Source organism: Kribbella shirazensis, assembly GCF_011761605.1.
In the GTDB taxonomy this organism is placed as follows: Bacteria; Actinomycetota; Actinomycetes; order Propionibacteriales; family Kribbellaceae; genus Kribbella; species Kribbella shirazensis.
Genome location: NZ_JAASRO010000001.1, coordinates 3,007,624 through 3,023,369, shown reverse-complemented (window position 1 = coordinate 3,023,369; position 15,746 = coordinate 3,007,624). Strand labels below are relative to the sequence as shown.

Below are 15,746 nucleotides of genomic sequence, written 5' to 3'. Positions count from 1 at the left end.
CGCCGATCGGCCTGGTGGTCAGGCGTGCGCGGGCACCCGCTGACCGGGTAGTGGGCGCATACGTACTGTCGAGCCGCCGCAGTCCCGGCGGCGCTTCAGCCTGCCTCGGCGATCGGGGGCTGGTCGCCTTCGTCCAGGCCAGCCCACGGGTCGCGGGTCGGGGACTCGCGGCGGCCTTGGGGGCAGATCTTGGCGAAGTCGCACCAGCCGCACAGCGGTGACGGCTCCGGTGGGAACGCCTCGTCGGCCTCGGCGGGGGTCAGTCCCTCGGCCCATCGTGCCTCGGCTGCGGCCGCGTCGTCGGCCATGGACTCCGCGCGCTTCTGGTGCCGCGCGAGCGAGTCGTCGTCGTGGTCTGCCGCGGCGACCGTGTTGGTCGGCAGGTGGTGGAGCTCGACCCGCGTGCACGGCCTGCGCAGCACGCGACGGGCACCCAGCACGTACAGAGCCATCGCCAGCGAGGACCGCGCATCGACAGGGGTCAGGGGCCGGCGCCCGGTCTTGTAGTCGACGATCGCCAGCTCGGTCCCGCCGCTGCCGTCGCGCGCGGGCCGTTCGTCGATCCGGTCGACCCGGCCGCGCAGCGAGGCCCGCGCCGTGGTGAAGGCGACGGTGCGCTCCACTCCGCGCGGCTCGTAGTACGGATCCGAATCCCGCAGGTACCCGAGCACCATCTCGGTCGACCGGTCCCGCCAGTCGAGCGACTGCCGCTCGTCGCGGAACCCTTCGCTGCGCCAGCTCGAGCGCATCTTCGCGACGACCTCGTCCGGCGTACGGCGGGACGCGGGCCAGCGCCCGAAGAAGTCCGCGAGCACCTCGTGCACGATCGCGCCGACTGTGTTGTGCGCCCACGGTGGCCCCTTCGGCGGGCGCGGTGTCTCGAGGTACGTGTACCGGTACTTCCGCTTGCAGTCCGCGAACGTCAGCAACTTCGTCGGCGTCGCGACGAACAGCCGCGTCGGCATCCCCGGGAGCAGGTCGTCCACCGTCATCCCGCCTTGATGAAGTCGGTGACGGCGTCGGCCACGAGCTGTACGGCGATCGCGCTCAGCAGCAGACCGGCGATCCGGGTGACGAGCAGTACGCCGTTCTCGCCGAGGATCCGCATGATCACGCCGGAGAACCGCAGCGTCAGCCACATCACCAAATGGATCGCGATGATGCCGACCGAGATCGCGATCACGTCCGGCAACGAACCCTCCGCACGCTGCACGAACACCATCGTCGCGACGATCGCGCCCGGCCCGGCGAGCAGCGGCGTACCGAGCGGGACGAAGGCGATGTTCACGTTCTTGGTCTGGACCGGGTCCTCGGCGGTGTCGGTCAGCAGCTGCAGCGCGATCAGCAGGAGCAGGAGACCGCCCGCGGCCTGCAAGGCCGGCAGTGTGATGCCGAGGTTGTGCAGGATCTGCTGGCCGAACGCCGCGAACACGACGATCACGCCGAACGCGACCAGCACCGCCTGCCAGGCCGCCTTCTTCCGCACCGCGCGGGACTGACCGGCGGTGAGCGAGATGAAGACCGGCACGGTGCCCGGCGGGTCCATGATCACGAACAGCGTGACCACGACCTCACTGAGCAACCCGAGGTTGATGACACTGTTCACGGCAGGAAGGCCTCGGGAACCCGGACGTCGGACGCGGCGGCGTTGGCCTTCGCCACCTCGAGCAGGCGGTCGAGTTGCTCGGGCTCGGTGGAGTTCACACCCAGGTCGTGGTCGATCTTGCCGAGGCCGTGGTGGTCGCTGGAGCCGGTGTAGATGATGCCGAGATTCCGCGCGATCGCGCGCAGGGCCTCCCGGGACTCGGGCGAGTGGTCCTGGTGGTCGACCTCGATCCCGGCCAGCCCGTGGTCCTCGACCAGGTGGGACAGGGTGTCCTCGGTCATCACCTTGTAGCTCGACCGGCCCCACGGGTGCGCGATCACCGGCACGCCGCCCGCCTGACGGACCAGGTCGATCGCGCGGCCCGGCTCCAGCGCGTAGTGCGGCACGTGACCGGCGCGACCGTCGGCGAGGTACTTGTCGAACGCTTCGCTCCGGTTCGCGACCGTGCCGTTCGCGACGAGCGCGTCCGCGACGTGCGGGCGGCCGACCGACGGCGTACCCGTCGCCTGGGCCAGCACCTCGTCGACGGTGAGCGGTACGCCGATGCTGTTCAGCCGGGCGACGATGGTCGGGATCCGGTCGGTGCGGCCCTCGCGGACCACCTGCAGGTCGTTCGCGAGCGGCGCGTACGTCGGATCGGGCAGGTACCCGAGCAGGTGGACGCTGATCCCGTTGAGTTTGCAGGAGATCTCCAGCCCCGGGACGAACCCGATCCCGAGCCGCTCCGCTGCCCGGGCTGCCTCTTCCCAGCCGTCGGTGGTGTCGTGGTCGGTGAGCGCGATCACGTCGAGACCGGCCTGCTGCGCGTGCGTCATCAGGACGGCAGGAAGGTCGGTGCCGTCCGAGCGGTTCGAATGTGTGTGCAGGTCGATGCGCACGAGCGGTTCGCGTCCCTTCGCCGGGTCAGGTGTCACGGCTGATGCTATCCGCGTCCACCGACGTCCCTTTGCAGTTGTGCACAGATATCGTTGTGCTGCATGGAGCGCGTCGACTGTGTGGGTGCCCTGGTGTACGACGAGGAGCACCGGCTGCTCGTGGTGCGCCGCGCGCACGATCCCGGCCGGGGACTCTGGTCGATTCCGGGCGGTCGCGTCGAACCCGGCGAGGACGATCGGACCGCGGTGGCGCGCGAGGTGGCGGAGGAGACCGGTCTGACGGTCGAGGTCGGGAACCTGGTCGGCGAGGTGGAACGGCCCGGACAGCGCGGACAGTTGTACGTGATCCGCGACTACGAGGCGACGGCCGTCGGCGGCACGCTCACCCCGGGTGACGACGCGACCGACGCCCGCTTCGTGACCCGCTCCGAGATCGCGGTCCTTCCCACCACGACGCTGCTCGTCTCCACCTTGGAGCAGTGGAATGCCCTTCCCGGCTGATTCACTGAGCTGATGGACATCGTTCGGGCGATCGAGGACAACGCGGCCGAGTTGCTGATGGCAATGGGTGCCGCGGGCGGCGGGTCGCAGCGCGCGGACGACCGGGCGGAGTGGACGATCGGTGGTTCGCCCATCGATTATCACAACGCCGTGGTGCGGGCCTCGGACGTCGCCGTCGTCGCGGAATCCCTGGCGGAGTTGAAGAAACACGGCGTACCCGGGACCTGGCACGCGGGGCCGTCGATGCCGGTCGACCGGTCGGAGCTGCGGGCGGCCCTGACCGCGGCCGGGTTCGTCTCCGGTGGGTCGGAACCCGGGATGGCGGTGCGTATCGCGGACCTCAGAGCGCCCCGCGCCGTACCGGGGCTGACGATCACGCGGGTCGGCGACGACGACGCACTGGCGGTGTGGGAAGCGACGCTCGGACAGGGGTTCGGTGAGGGCGAGCGAGAGGCGCGGTGGGTCGCGTCGGTGTACCGGAAGCTCGGGTACGGCGATCCGTGGCGGCACTACGTCGGATGGCTGGACGGTACGCCGGTGGCGACGGCAACCGTGTTCCTCGGGGCCGGCGTCGCCGGGGTGTACTTCGTGATGACGGTGCCGGAGGCCCGACGCCGTGGCATCGGGGCAGCAATCACGTACGGCGCCCTGCGCGCGACGGCACCCAACACCGGAAACGACGCCTACTCAGGCGCGGCATCCGACGCCCGCTCGGGCGCGGCAAACGACGCCCACTCCGGCGCGGGATCCGACACCCACTCCGGCCCGGGATCCGACGCCCAGCCCGGCGCGGGATCCGACGCCGACGCCCAGTCCGACACCCAGCCCGGTGCGGGATCCGACACCCACACCGGCCCGGGATCCGACACCCACTCCGGCCCGGGACCCGACACCAGGTCCCACGCCCAGTCCGACGCCGACGCGCAGTCCGACACCCGGTCCGGCGCCGACGTCCGGTCCGGCTCCGGGGCAGGGAACGGGGCTGCTGTTGAGTACGCCGTACTGGGGTCGTCGCCGGCCGGGCGGTCGGTGTACGAGGGGCTCGGGTTCCGCGAGTACTGCACGATCGAGCTCTACGAGTGGGCCGGCTGAAGCGTTTCCCCGGTGGTGACCTCGCGTTCGCGGAGCAGGAGGAACGCGTCGACGAGGATGACGGCGGCCGTGAGACCGTGCACGCCCAGCGCGGTCGCGGCCGGTCCGCCGTGGCTGAAGACGGTGATCATGTCCACGATCGGCACGATCGCGACGATCGCGAGTACGACGCCGGTCGCGCGGCGCTGACGGAGCGCGAACAGGGCGAGCACGACCAGCCCGAGGGCGATGTCGCGGATGCCCTTCACCGCGAAGTACCCGGCGGCCGTGCCGGTCGGCCACGGGTCGATCCCGAAGTTGGCGGCCGCACTGGCCCCGTCGAACAGGTACTGCGAGCCGAACGTGAGCGGGAAGACGCCGAGCAGAACAGTCAGAACAGTGGTGAAGCGACGCATCGCAGTACTCCTTGCACTCGACGGTGATCTAGCAGCGCTAATTTTCCTAGCGATGCTAACTCTGCCATTGCTAGAATGTCTAGCGGTGCTAGAGTTCGGGACATGCCGACAACGTCACGCCGGGAGAGGGCCCGCTTGGAGCGCCGTGAGCTGATCCTGCGCACAGCCCGCGAGCTCGCCGAGGCAGAGGGCTGGGGCGCGGTCACCACCCGCCGCCTCGCCGAGGCCGTCGACTACAGCCAACCCGTCCTCTACGGCCACTTCAAGAACATGAATGCGATCGCCGACGCGGTCGCGATCGACGGTATCGAGGAACTGATAGATCTCCTCCGCAACGCCCGTCGCAGCGCACCGGACCCGGTCGCCGGGTTGCGCGCACTCGCCGGGGCGTACCTCGACTACGCGTTCACCCATCCGGCGGTCTACGAGGCGATCTTCGTCCGCCCGACCGACCTGGAGTTCGCGAGCGCTGACAGCCCGCTGCTCCTGAAGACCGCGTTCGGCGAGATCCAGGCCGCGGTCGAGCCGTTCGCCGGCGATGACGACCCGGAGACGCTGACCGAGGTCTTCTGGAGCGCCCTCCACGGCCAGGCGACCCTCAACCATGCCCGCCGCCTCCGCCCCACCCACCGCCACGCCCGCGTCGACCTCCTCGTAGCCCGCCTTTCCGGAAACAATTCGCCGAATACTGCCGAATAAGTTCCGGAAAGCGGGCCTCGGCCCGTTGTCCACAGGGCGTCCGGCGCGCACCGGCGAAATCGGCCATCCTGGGGCGGTGGAGTGGTGGTGGACGGGACGGCTGCGCGAGAAGGGGATCGATGCGCTGATCCACGATCAGGGCGGGGGCGTGTCGCGCGCGCAGCTGCTCGCGGCGGGCTGGTCTGAGGCGCGGATTCGGAAGCCGCTGCGCACCGGCCGCTGGCGCACCGTGCACCCTGGCGTCTACGTCACGCACACAGGCCCGATCGCGTACGGCGAACGTCTGCTGGCGGCGCTGCTGTACGCCGGTCCCGCCGCGGCGTGGAGCCACTACACCGCAGCCGAGCAGCTCGGGTTGATCAAGCCGGATCCGGAACGCCACGTGTTCATGACCATCCCGGAGCAGCGAAAGGTGCGGGGCAGGCCGGGCCTGGTCATCCGTCGGGACGAGCACTGGGCCGACCGGCTCGCCGCGGTCGCCCCGCCGCGACGTACACCGGCCGACGCAGTCCTCGACATCGTGGGCATCACATCCACGCTGGATCAGGCGGCCGCAGTCATCGCCGAGGCATGTCAGAGCGGCCGTGTCGGCGCTGACGATCTCCTGAGTTCATTGGCGGAACGTCGGCGGCTCCGGCACCGCGGGAGCCTGCAGCCGATCATCGCGGACGTCGTCGCGGGATCGCACTCGTTGCTCGAGATCCGGTACGCACGAGACGTGGAGCGGCGGCACGGCTTGCCGCGCGCGAAACGCCAGCGCTCAGTGGACGGTCAGTTCACCGACGTGTACTACACCGGGTTGAACGTGGAGCTCGACGGGCGACTGCACCTCGTACCGCACCAGCGTTGGCGTGACCTCGACCGGGACAATCGTGCAACCCTCCGCGCCGAGGCCACCCTGCGCTACGGCTGGTTCGACATCACCAACCGGCCCTGCGACGCCGCGGTACAGGTCGTCCAGGTGCTCCGCCGTACGCATCCTTCCCTCACCGCCACTCCTTGCTCCTCGAGGTGTCCCGTCTCAGCTTCCCGGAACATTTCTGCCGGATAGTGCGAGAAATGTTCCGGAAAGACGGTCAGCTGTTCCAGCGGAGGATGGCGGGCGAGCCTCGTTCCCAGCCGAGGGTGGAGATGGTGGCGGTATTGAGGACGAAGTGGCGGCCTCCGGTGACGTCGAGCTCGAGCCAGCGGGCGGTGAGTCCGCGCAGCGCGTGGGAGTGGCCGAAGACCAGCACGTCTCCGGGGACGGCGGCCAGGCGGGCGTTGACGCGGTCGAGACGCGCCGCGACCTCGGCCGCGGTTTCACCGTTGGGCACAGGGGCGTCCCAGACGGTCCAGCCGGGGACGGTCTTGCGGATCTCCGCGGTGGTGATGCCTTCGTAGTCGCCGTAGTCCCATTCGACCAGGTCGTCGTCGACCTTCGCGTCCGGGAAGCCGGCGAGTTCCGCCGTACGCCGGGCGCGCTGCCGCGGTGAGGTCAGCACCAGGTCGAAGGACTCCTCCGCCAGGCGGTCCCGCAGACTCGCGGCCACGCGCTCGCCCTCCGGTGTCAGCGGGAGGTCGGTGACGGACGTGTGCCGGCCCGACCTGCTCCACTCGGTCTCCCCGTGCCGGACCAGGAAGACCCGGTCCTTGCGTTCCTCTGTGGTCACCCCTGCATCCTCGCAGACCGCGGATCGACCGGCGCCGAACCCTTGACCGTTCGAACGATCCACGGCAAGGTATCGAAACTGTAAGCGCTTCCACTTTCAGCAAGGGAGTGAGCCCCCGTGGCTTCCGGACCCCCCGGCCGGCCGGCGACGATCTACGACGTCGCGGCCCGCGCGAAGCTGTCGATCGCGACGGTTTCGCGTGTCCTGCAAGGGACCGGACCGGTGTCGGCGAAGGCGCGCGAGCGGGTCGACCAGGCGGCCCGGGAGCTGAACTACGTACCGCTACGGGCCGCGCGGAGTCTCGCCGTACAGCGGCACGAGGCACACGGGCTGGTGCTGCCGGATCTCGCCGGTCCGTTCTACGGCGACCTACTGATGGGGTACGAGCGCTGGGCCGGCGAACACGGGCAGAGTGTCGTCATCACGGTGACCCACGGCAACCCGGATCCGCGGCGCACCGTGATGGACCTGGCCGGCCGCGTCGACGGGATCGTTGTGCACGGCAACGCTCTGGATCTGCCGACGGTGCAGGGGCTGCGCAAGGCCGGCGTACCGGTGGTGCTGATCGCGCATCCGCCCGTCACCGGGTTCGACTCGATCCGCAGCGAGAGTGCTGCGAGCGCGGAGCAGCTCACCACCCGGCTGCTCGAGCACGGCCGGGACAATCTGCTCTTCGTCGGTGATCCGGCGAGCTCGTACGACGTGTCCGAGCGGTACGCCGGCTTCGCGAAGGCCCACGAACTGCGCGGGCTGCAGGTGCCGAAGCCGGTGCAGGTCCCGCTGACGGAAGAGGCCGGCCGACAGGTCGCCGAGAAGATGCTCCAGGCAACAACCCGCCCACCCCGCGCTGCGCGCTGGGCGGGCGGGGCGGGCGGGGAGGAGACGGTGAGCGCACGAGGCGCCGGGTCAGCGGGCGGGAGGCCGCTGCTGGACGCGGACCCGCGGACCGGCGGAGCGAACGCAGAATCGCGGACCGGCGGAGCGAACGCAGAACCGCGGGCCGGCGGGGTGGGCGGACGCCCGCTGCCGGGCGGGGCGGCGGGCGGTGCCATGCGGCCCGATGGGCTTGTGTGTGCGAACGATGAGCTTGCGTTGGCGGCGTTGACGACGTTCGTCGCGAACGGGGTGCGCGTTCCGGACGACATCGTCGTGACGGGGTGGGACGACGTGATGGCGGCTCGGTACGTGTCGCCGGGGTTGACGACCGTGCGGCAGCCGATGGCCGAGTTGGGGCGGGTGGCCGCGGAGCGGCTGCACGAGCGCGTGACCGGGGCCCGTACCCGCGCGCGGAACGACGTACTGGAGACACAACTGGTGCTGCGGGACAGCTGCGGCACCAATCCGGGGGATGCACAGCAGTAGCTCTGCAACAACGTGTGAGGAGACGATCCATGTTCACCCACAGCATCCGCCGCCGGCTGGTGATCGGCAGCGCTGCACTGACCGCGACAGCGCTCGCGCTGGCCGGATGCGGCCGGTCCGAGGACACGCCGAGCGGCGGGTCCCAGCCGACCACCACCGTCAGCGAAGGACCCGCGACCGGCAATCTGACCGTCTGGGCGATGGGCACCGAGGGCGAGAACCTGCCGAAGCTGATGGAACAGTTCAAGCAGGCCAACCCCGGCGTGAACGTCACGGTCACCCCGATCCCGTGGGACGCGGCGCACAACAAGTTCACCACCGCGATCACCGCGAACACGCTGCCCGACGCGGCGATGGTCGGCACCACCTGGATGGGCGAGTTCGCCGACCTCGGCGCGCTCGACCCGACACCGCAGGGCTTCGACAACTCCGGGTTCTACGAGGGCGCGCTCAACACGACGAAGGTCGGCGGGACGCAGTACGGCGTTCCCTGGTACGTCGAGACGCGGCTGGTGTTCTACCGCAAGGACCTGGCCGCGAAGGCCGGGATCAGTACGCCGCCGACCGACTGGGACGGGTTGAAGGCGATGGCGAAGGCCATGAAGGAGAAGGCCGGCGCGAAGTACGGGATCAACCTGCAGCCGGGTGGTGACGGGTCCTGGCAGACGGTGATGCCGTTCGCGTGGTCGGCCGGGGCGAACATCACCGGCGACGACCAGAAGGAGTTCACCTTCGATACCCCGGAGATGCAGGAGGGGCTCAAGTACTACCAGAGCTTCTTCACCGAGGGGCTGGCCGGAACGGCGCTGCCGCCGAACCAGACCGAGGCGCAGTTCGTGAACGGGCAGGTGCCGATGTTCATTTCCGGTCCGTGGATGGCCGGGTCGGTGGCCAAGGCCGGCGGTGACGCGATCAAGCCGAACATCGGGGTGTTCCAGATCCCGAAGAACAAGACGTCGACGTCGTTCGTCGGTGGGTCGGACTTCGTGGTGTTCAAGTCGTCGAAGAACAAGGACAGTGCGTGGAAGCTGGTCAAGTTCCTGTCCGATCCGAAGACGCAGGCGGCGTGGTTCAAGATGTCGTCGGACCTGCCGGCGGTGAAGAGCGCGTGGCAGGACCCGAGCATCGCGTCCGACCCGCTGCTGCCGGTCTTCGGCAAGCAGCTCGAGGACGCCAAGGCGCCGCCCGCGATCGTGAACTGGGAACAGGTCGCGAAGGCGTTCGACACCGAGATCGAGAAGATGGCGAAGTCCGGCCAGTCCCCCGCCGACACCGCCAAGGCCATCCAGACCAAGGCCTCCCAGATCGGCACCGGCGGTAGCTGATGAGCTCCAGAGATACCGCGGGGCGTGACCTCCGGCCGGACAAATCCGGCGACCGAACGGTCACGCCCCGACCACCCAGCACTGCGGGTGAAGAGGCGCACGGCACAGCCGCCGGCACCGCCTCGGGTGGGGCTTCCGCTTCTGCCGCAGCTTTGGGCGGGCGGGCCGAGCAGCGGCGTGGGGCATTTGATCGGCAGGCTGTTGCCGCCTGGGTGTTGACGTTGCCATTCGTGCTGCTCTTCCTGGCGTTCACGGCGGGGCCGGTGCTGGGGTCGTTGGGGATGAGTTTTACCGACATCCGGCAGCGGGATCTGCGGACGCCGTTCTCGGTGAACGGGGTCGGGGTCGACAACTACGTCAAAGCTCTGCAGGACGAGACGTTCCGGAAAGCGGCGTTCAACACGGCGTACTTCGTCGTCATCGGCGTACCGTTGACGCTGGTTCTGGCGCTGGGGGCGGCGGTGTTGCTGGATCGTGGGGTCAAGCGGTTCCAGGCGCTGTTCAAGGTCGGGTACTACCTGCCGGTGGTCACCTCGATCGTCGCGATCGCAGTGATCTGGCGGTTCGTGCTGTCGCCGGACAACGGTCTGCTGAACACCGTGCTCGGCTGGGTCGGCATCGACGGACCGAACTGGCTGGCGTCCAAGACCTGGGCGATGCCGTCGCTGATCGCGATGGCCGCCTGGCGGAACTTCGGGTCCGCGATGATCATCTTCCTGGCCGGCCTCCAGGGCATCCCGGACTCGGTCGAGGAGGCCGGCCAGATCGACGGCGCGGGCGCCTGGCAACGGTTCCGGTACCTGATCCTGCCACTGCTCCGCCCGACGATCCTGTTCACCAGTGTGACCACCGGTATCGGATACCTGCAGTTCTTCGAAGAGCCTTTCGTGATGACCAAGGGCGGTCCGCTGGACAGCACGCTCTCGGTGTCGATGTACACGTACAACCAGTTCGGTTTCGGCAACTACGGTCTCGCGACGTCGATGGCGTACATCCTGTTCGTCGTCATCGCGGTGATCACGTTCATCCAGTTCCGGCTGCTGAGGGAGAAGTGATGCGCCGTACCTGGTGGATCTACCTGATCGGGGTGCTCGGCCTGATCGCTGTCGCGGCGCCGTTCCTGTGGATGGTGCTGGGCAGCTTCAAGACCCAGGGCGAGCTGCTCCGGGTCCCGCCGACGTGGTGGCCCGAGCGGCCGACGTCGCAGAACTACGAAGAGCTGTTCAGCAAGGCGAACTTCCCGCGCTACTTCCTCAACTCGACCCTGGTCGCCCTCGCCGTCACGGCCGGGAACCTGATCTTCTGCTCGATGATCGGCTACGCGCTGGCCAAGCTCCGCTTCAAGGGCCGCAACGCGCTCTTCGTCGTGGTGATGGCCACGCTGATGATCCCCGGCATGGTCACCTTCGTGCCGCTGTTCGTCCTGGTCACCAACGCCGGGCTGGCGAACTCGTACCCGGGTCTGATCCTGCCGTTCCTGGTCTCGCCGTTCGGCGTGTTCCTGATGCGCCAGTTCTTCCTCGGGCTGCCCGACGACCTCATCGACGCCGGACGCGTCGACGGCACCGGCGAGCTCGGCATCTTCGCGCGCATCATGTTGCCGCTCACCCGGCCCGCGCTGGCCACGCTCGGCATCCTCACCTTCCTCGGATCCTGGAACAACTTCCTGTGGCCGCTGGTGATCGCCCAGACCGAGGACAAGTACACCCTCCCCGTCGCTCTTGCCCTGTACTCGACCGGACAGAACGCGCAGAACTACGGCCTGCTGATGGCCGGCGCGGTCGTGGTCGTCGTACCTGTGTTGGTGATGTTCCTGGCCTTCCAGCGCCATGTCACCAAGGGCATCGCGATCACCGGACTCAAATAACCCTGGAGACGTTGATGACCGCCAACATCAGTCGCCGTACCTTGCTCGCCTCGACCGGAGCGCTTGCGCTCGCTGGGGTCGAATCACCCGCTTTCGGAGGAACGCCCGCGCCCGCCCAGACACTGAAAGGCGGGTGGGTACCCAGCCGGGCGGACCAAGCTCTGGTCGGCCGCTGGGCGCCGAGCCGGGCCGACAAAGCTTTGGTCGGGCGGTGGGCTCGGGATACCTGGCGGAGTCTTGTCGCCATGACCGACGAGCGGACCGGGCTGCCTGCGGACAACATCGGTGAGTCCGTGACCGAGCCGGTGCGCAGCGGTTACACCTCCCCCACCAACATCGGCGGCTACCTGTGGAGCACGGTGGTCGCCAAACATCTCGGCATCATCTCGCCGCAGGAGTCGCTGCGGCGCATCACGCAGACGCTGACGACGATGCACAGCGTCGACCATCACGAGCCCAGCGGTATGTACTTCAACTGGTACGACGAGGCGACCGGCGAGGTCCTGCGTACCGATCCGGACGGGACCAAGCCGATCACGCCCTTCGTGTCGAGCGTCGACAACGCGTGGTTCGCCTGCGCGCTGATGGTGGTCCGCGACGCCGAGCCGCGCGCCCGCGCACTCGCGGAATCCCTGCTGGGCAAGATGAACTTCAAGTTCTACTACAACCCCGCGGCCCGCCCGGGCGGCCTGATGCGCGGCGGCTTCTTCGAGACCCCGCCGCCTGACGAGGAGACCGACAAGGGCAACCACGCCGGCGTAGGCCCGGACGTGTACTACCGCAAGTTCCACTACGACACCTGCAACACCGAGGCCCGGATCGCCGGGTACGTCGGGTTCGCGCTCGGCCAGGTCCCGCACACGCAGTACTTCGCGACGTACCGCACCTTCCCTGACACCTGTGACTGGTCGTGGGTCGAGCAGAAACCGAAGGGTGTGCACCGCACCTACCTCGGTCTCGACGTCTTCGAAGGCACCTACTCGTACCGCGGGATGCGGATCGTGCCGTCGTGGGGCGGCGACATGTTCGAGTCGCTGATGCCGGACCTGTTCGTGCCCGAGGCGACCTGGGCGCCGCGCAGCTGGGGCATCAACCACCCGCTGACGGTCCGCGCGCACATCGAGCACGGCCTGGACGACGCGAAGTACGGCTACTGGGGCTTCTCGCCGGCCTCCAACCCCAAGGGCGGGTACTCCGTCTACGGCGTCGAGCCGCTCGGTATGGATCCGGGCGGCTACCCCTCCGACCTCGAGGGCACCAACCACGACGCCGGCTTCGAAGGCTGCCGCGAGGGCACCAACCCGAACCCGGCGTACGGCGACGGCGTGGTCACCCCGCACGCCGCGTTCCTGGCGATGGCGTACGCGCCGCGGCAGGCGATCGACAACCTCAGCAAGATCGAGTCCACCCTGCACGCGTACGGCGGTGGCGGCTTCTACGACTCGGTCGCGGTGAAGTCCGGGCTGATCGCGAAACGGTACCTGTCACTCGACCAGGCGATGGTGATGGGTGCCATCGGCAACGTGTTCGGCAACGACCTGATCCGGCGGAACTTCGCGAGCCGGGCGGTGGAGTCGCGGATCCGGCCGGTGATCGGGATGGAGCAGTTCGAGTCCGGCCTCGAGTAACAGGAGACAACCAGATGCAGCACGACGCCAAGGCCGACTGGGCTCGATCGGATTGGATGGGGCGGATCGCGCTCCGCAGCGACGAGGAGCGCGAGTTCGCCTTCCCGGACCTCGATCCGCCCAAGGAAGTCAGCGCGGTCGGCGGCGTCGGGCAGGTGACGATCGACTGGTCCCCGGTGGACGGCGCGGTCGGCTACCTGATCCTGCGCGGAGCGGGTGAGCACGGGCCGCTCGAGCCGGTGGACCATCACAGCGGTGACGTGCTCTCGATCCCGTCACCGCCGTACGTCGACACCACGTGCACCCCTGGTACGCCGTACCGCTATGCCGTCGCGAGCGTGCCCGAGGTGACGACCCACGGGCGGCCGAGTCACACCGTCGGCGCCGTACCGCTGACCGCCGACGGCGAGGCGCCGGACGTGACCGTGACCGTCGACGTGGTTGCCGAGGGCACCGAACTGCAGACACCCTGGGTCCCGATGATCGGCAGCGAACGCCTCAGCCAGCTGCTCTGCAAGGACCGGACAGGCAATCACGAGATCGGCGTGGAGCTCGAGGAAGCGCTGTGGCGGATGCACGACGAGATCGGCGTCCGTACGGTCCGGGCGCACGCGATCTTCCACGACGACACGCACGTGATCGACGGCGCCGGGTACGACTTCTCGGTCGTCGACGCGATCTACGACAAGCTGCTGGCGATCGGGCTGCGGCCGGTGGTCGAGCTCGGCTTCATGCCGCGCGAGCTGGCGAGCGATCCCACGAAGACGGTCTTCGAGTACGGCGCGATCATCTCGCCGCCGGCGTCGTACCAGGCCTGGCACGATCTGGTCCGGGCGCTCGTCCTGCACCTCGTCGACCGCTACGGCCTGGAGGAGGTGCTGACCTGGGACTTCGAGGTGTGGAACGAGGCGAATCTCGAGGTCTTCTGGTCCGGCACCAAGGCCGAGTGGCTCCAGCTGTACGACGTGTCCGCGGCCGCGGTGAAATCCGTCGACGTGCGGCTCGCGGTCGGCGGGCCGTCCTCCGCCGCGGCCGGCTGGGTCGACGACCTCCTGGCCCATGCCAAGCGGCACGGTACGCCGGTGGACTTCGTGTCGACGCACACGTACGGGAGTCCCCCGCTCGACGTCCGGGCCTCGCTGGAGCGGCACGGGTACGGCGATGCGCGGATCCTGTGGACCGAATGGGGCGTGACGCCGCGGCACTTCAACCCGATCAACGACTCGGTGTTCGCGGGTGTGTTCCTGCTCCGCGGGATGCGGTCCGCCGCCGGGCGGATCGACGCGCTTTCGTACTGGGTCGCGTCCGACCATTTCGAGGAGCTCGGGCGGCCGCCGCGGTTCCTGCACGGCGGGTTCGGGCTGCAGACCGTCGGCGGGCTGGCGAAGCCGCGGTACCACGCGATGACGCTGCTGAGCCGCCTCGGCCCGGTCGAGCTCCCGGTGTCGTACGACGGCGACGGCGCCGGCAGCCTGATCGAGGCCTGGGCATCGCGGGAAAGCGACAGCAACAGCTACCGGGACAGGGACAGGGACAGGCAGGACGACAGGCACGGCGACAGGCACGGCACCAGGCACGGCACCAGGGGCGGGGACAGGCACGGCGACAGGCACGGCGACCGACTCGCGGTACTGCTGTGGAACCTCACCCTGGATCAGTCGAAAGCGAACGGTGCATCGGAGTTGACCCGCCGCATCCGCCTCCAACTGCCCGGGGTGAACCCGTCCTGGGAAGCAACCGCCACCACCCTGGCCATCGGCGTCGGCGACCTCGCGACAGCCGCCGCCGGGCTGCCCGACTGGCCGACCGCCGAGCAGCTGGCCGACCTGGCCGAGCGCACCTGGCTGGTCAGTACTCCACTGGAGTTGCGCGACGGAGCGGTCGAGCTGACTGTCCCGATGCCTTCCGCGGTCCTCGTGGAGCTGACTCCTCGTCGAGGTTGACCGCCTCCTGGATCCACCGTTCCACGCCGGCGATGTGGACGGTCGCCCACGCCCTCGCCACCTCGGGTTCCCGGCCCTCGATCGCGGTCAGGATGGCCCGGTGCTCGGCGAGGGTGCGGGCGACCGCGTCGTCCTGGGTCAGCCCGCGCCAGATCCGGGCCCGGTAGGTCGGCTGCCGCAGACTGTCGATGATCGAGGCCAGCGCGCGGTTGCCGCTGCCGACCGCGATCACCTTGTGGAACTCCCCGTCACTGGCGAGCAGTTCCTCGACCGACGGCTGCGGGCCGAGCTCGTCGAGCAGTTTGTGCAGCGCGGCGATGTCCTCGTCGGGCATCCGTAGCGCCGCCCGCGCGGCGGCGGCCGGCTCGAGGATCCGGCGTACCTCGAAGAACTCCAGGACGGACGCGTCCTGGTGGAGGTCGAGGACGAACCCCATCGTCTCCATCAGCAGCGCGGGGTCCAGGCTGGTCACGTAGGTGCCGTCGCCCTGCCGGACCTCGAGGACCCGGATCAGCGCCAGCGCCTTGACCGCCTCGCGCAGCGAGTTCCGGGACAGGCCGAGCCGCGCAGCCAGGTCGGTCTCGCGCGGCAGCCGGTCGCCCGGCCGCAGCTCACCGGTCACGATCATCTGCTTGATCCGGTCGATCGCCGCATCGGTGACCGCCATGCCACCCTCCCTTCACCCGGCAAACCTCCGATGTATCTGGACCATACATCGGAGGTCTAGGGGTTGCGCTAGAGCGTAGCGAGGAACTTTATGCCCTGAAATAAGGAGACGAAGTGTTGACTCCCACCGATCTC

16 protein-coding genes are annotated in these 15,746 nt (G+C 69.1%); 10 read left to right on the top strand and 6 right to left on the bottom strand.

What is annotated here, in order from left to right:
* Positions 1-95 precede the first annotated feature (95 nt).
* The 3 genes from BJY22_RS14965 to BJY22_RS14955 are packed head-to-tail and all read right to left on the bottom strand — an operon-like array spanning position 96 to position 2,484.
* Positions 96-992 (bottom strand): RecB family exonuclease, encoded by an 897-nt coding sequence (locus tag BJY22_RS14965; protein ID WP_202891117.1) that lies wholly within the window; start codon positions 990-992, stop codon positions 96-98.
* Positions 989-1,606: a MarC family protein gene (locus BJY22_RS14960; protein WP_167207232.1), complete on the bottom strand. Its 618-nt coding sequence runs from the start codon at positions 1,604-1,606 to the stop codon at positions 989-991. The genes BJY22_RS14965 and BJY22_RS14960 overlap by 4 nt, the downstream gene beginning before the upstream one ends.
* The gene (locus tag BJY22_RS14955; protein WP_167218255.1) at positions 1,603-2,484 is read right to left on the bottom strand and encodes a PHP domain-containing protein; all 882 of its coding nucleotides are present in this window, start codon (positions 2,482-2,484) and stop codon (positions 1,603-1,605) included. Before BJY22_RS14955 ends, BJY22_RS14960 begins: the two co-directional genes overlap by 4 nt.
* 99 nt (positions 2,485-2,583) lie before the next feature.
* Between BJY22_RS14955 and BJY22_RS14950 the strand changes: the two genes are divergently transcribed.
* A complete protein-coding gene (locus BJY22_RS14950) occupies positions 2,584-2,982 on the top strand; it encodes an NUDIX hydrolase (protein ID WP_167207230.1) in 399 nt (132 codons plus the stop codon).
* Between the two features lie 12 nt (positions 2,983-2,994).
* Positions 2,995-4,074, top strand: coding sequence for a GNAT family N-acetyltransferase (locus BJY22_RS42435; protein WP_272954822.1), 1,080 nt, complete (start codon positions 2,995-2,997; stop codon positions 4,072-4,074).
* On the opposite strand, the gene BJY22_RS14935 is transcribed toward BJY22_RS42435, so the two are convergent.
* A complete protein-coding gene (locus BJY22_RS14935) occupies positions 4,056-4,469 on the bottom strand; it encodes a DUF4267 domain-containing protein (RefSeq protein WP_167207228.1) in 414 nt (137 codons plus the stop codon). The two genes, BJY22_RS42435 and BJY22_RS14935, sit on opposite strands and share 19 nt — an antisense overlap.
* Positions 4,470-4,571: 102 nt before the next feature.
* On the opposite strand from BJY22_RS14935, the gene BJY22_RS14930 reads away from it, so the two are divergent.
* Entirely contained in the window at positions 4,572-5,168 is a 597-nt protein-coding gene (locus tag BJY22_RS14930; RefSeq protein WP_167207226.1) for a TetR/AcrR family transcriptional regulator, read from the top strand.
* A 76-nt stretch (positions 5,169-5,244) separates the two neighbouring features.
* Entirely contained in the window at positions 5,245-6,219 is a 975-nt protein-coding gene (locus tag BJY22_RS14925; RefSeq protein ID WP_167207224.1) for a type IV toxin-antitoxin system AbiEi family antitoxin domain-containing protein, read from the top strand.
* A 25-nt stretch (positions 6,220-6,244) separates the two neighbouring features.
* Here BJY22_RS14925 and BJY22_RS14920 read toward each other — a convergent pair whose 3' ends face one another.
* Entirely contained in the window at positions 6,245-6,820 is a 576-nt protein-coding gene (locus BJY22_RS14920; RefSeq protein WP_167207222.1) for a histidine phosphatase family protein, read from the bottom strand.
* 117 nt (positions 6,821-6,937) lie between these two features.
* Between BJY22_RS14920 and BJY22_RS42945 the strand changes: the two genes are divergently transcribed.
* The 6 genes from BJY22_RS42945 to BJY22_RS14890 all read left to right on the top strand — a co-directional run bounded on the left by BJY22_RS42945 (position 6,938) and on the right by BJY22_RS14890 (position 14,945).
* Entirely contained in the window at positions 6,938-8,182 is a 1,245-nt protein-coding gene (locus BJY22_RS42945) for a substrate-binding domain-containing protein (protein ID WP_167207220.1), read from the top strand.
* Between the two features lie 29 nt (positions 8,183-8,211).
* Positions 8,212-9,507 carry a sugar ABC transporter substrate-binding protein gene (locus BJY22_RS14910; protein WP_167207218.1) on the top strand — a complete coding sequence of 432 codons (1,296 nt, stop codon included), beginning with the start codon at positions 8,212-8,214 and terminating at the stop codon, positions 9,505-9,507.
* 230 nt (positions 9,508-9,737) lie between these two features.
* Positions 9,738-10,562, top strand: a complete 825-nt coding sequence (locus tag BJY22_RS14905) for a carbohydrate ABC transporter permease (protein WP_337758694.1) — start codon at positions 9,738-9,740, stop codon at positions 10,560-10,562.
* On the top strand, positions 10,562-11,374 hold the full coding sequence (locus tag BJY22_RS14900; protein WP_167207216.1) for a carbohydrate ABC transporter permease: 813 nt from the start codon (positions 10,562-10,564) through the stop codon (positions 11,372-11,374). Before BJY22_RS14905 ends, BJY22_RS14900 begins: the two co-directional genes overlap by 1 nt.
* A 14-nt stretch (positions 11,375-11,388) precedes the next feature.
* Positions 11,389-13,002 (top strand): glucoamylase family protein, encoded by a 1,614-nt coding sequence (locus BJY22_RS14895; RefSeq protein ID WP_167207214.1) that lies wholly within the window; start codon positions 11,389-11,391, stop codon positions 13,000-13,002.
* A 14-nt stretch (positions 13,003-13,016) separates the two neighbouring features.
* Positions 13,017-14,945 carry a GH39 family glycosyl hydrolase gene (locus BJY22_RS14890; RefSeq protein ID WP_167207213.1) on the top strand — a complete coding sequence of 643 codons (1,929 nt, stop codon included), beginning with the start codon at positions 13,017-13,019 and terminating at the stop codon, positions 14,943-14,945.
* On the opposite strand, the gene BJY22_RS14885 is transcribed toward BJY22_RS14890, so the two are convergent.
* A complete protein-coding gene (locus BJY22_RS14885) occupies positions 14,851-15,612 on the bottom strand; it encodes a FadR/GntR family transcriptional regulator (RefSeq protein ID WP_167207211.1) in 762 nt (253 codons plus the stop codon). The two genes, BJY22_RS14890 and BJY22_RS14885, sit on opposite strands and share 95 nt — an antisense overlap.
* Positions 15,613-15,746 lie beyond the last annotated feature (134 nt).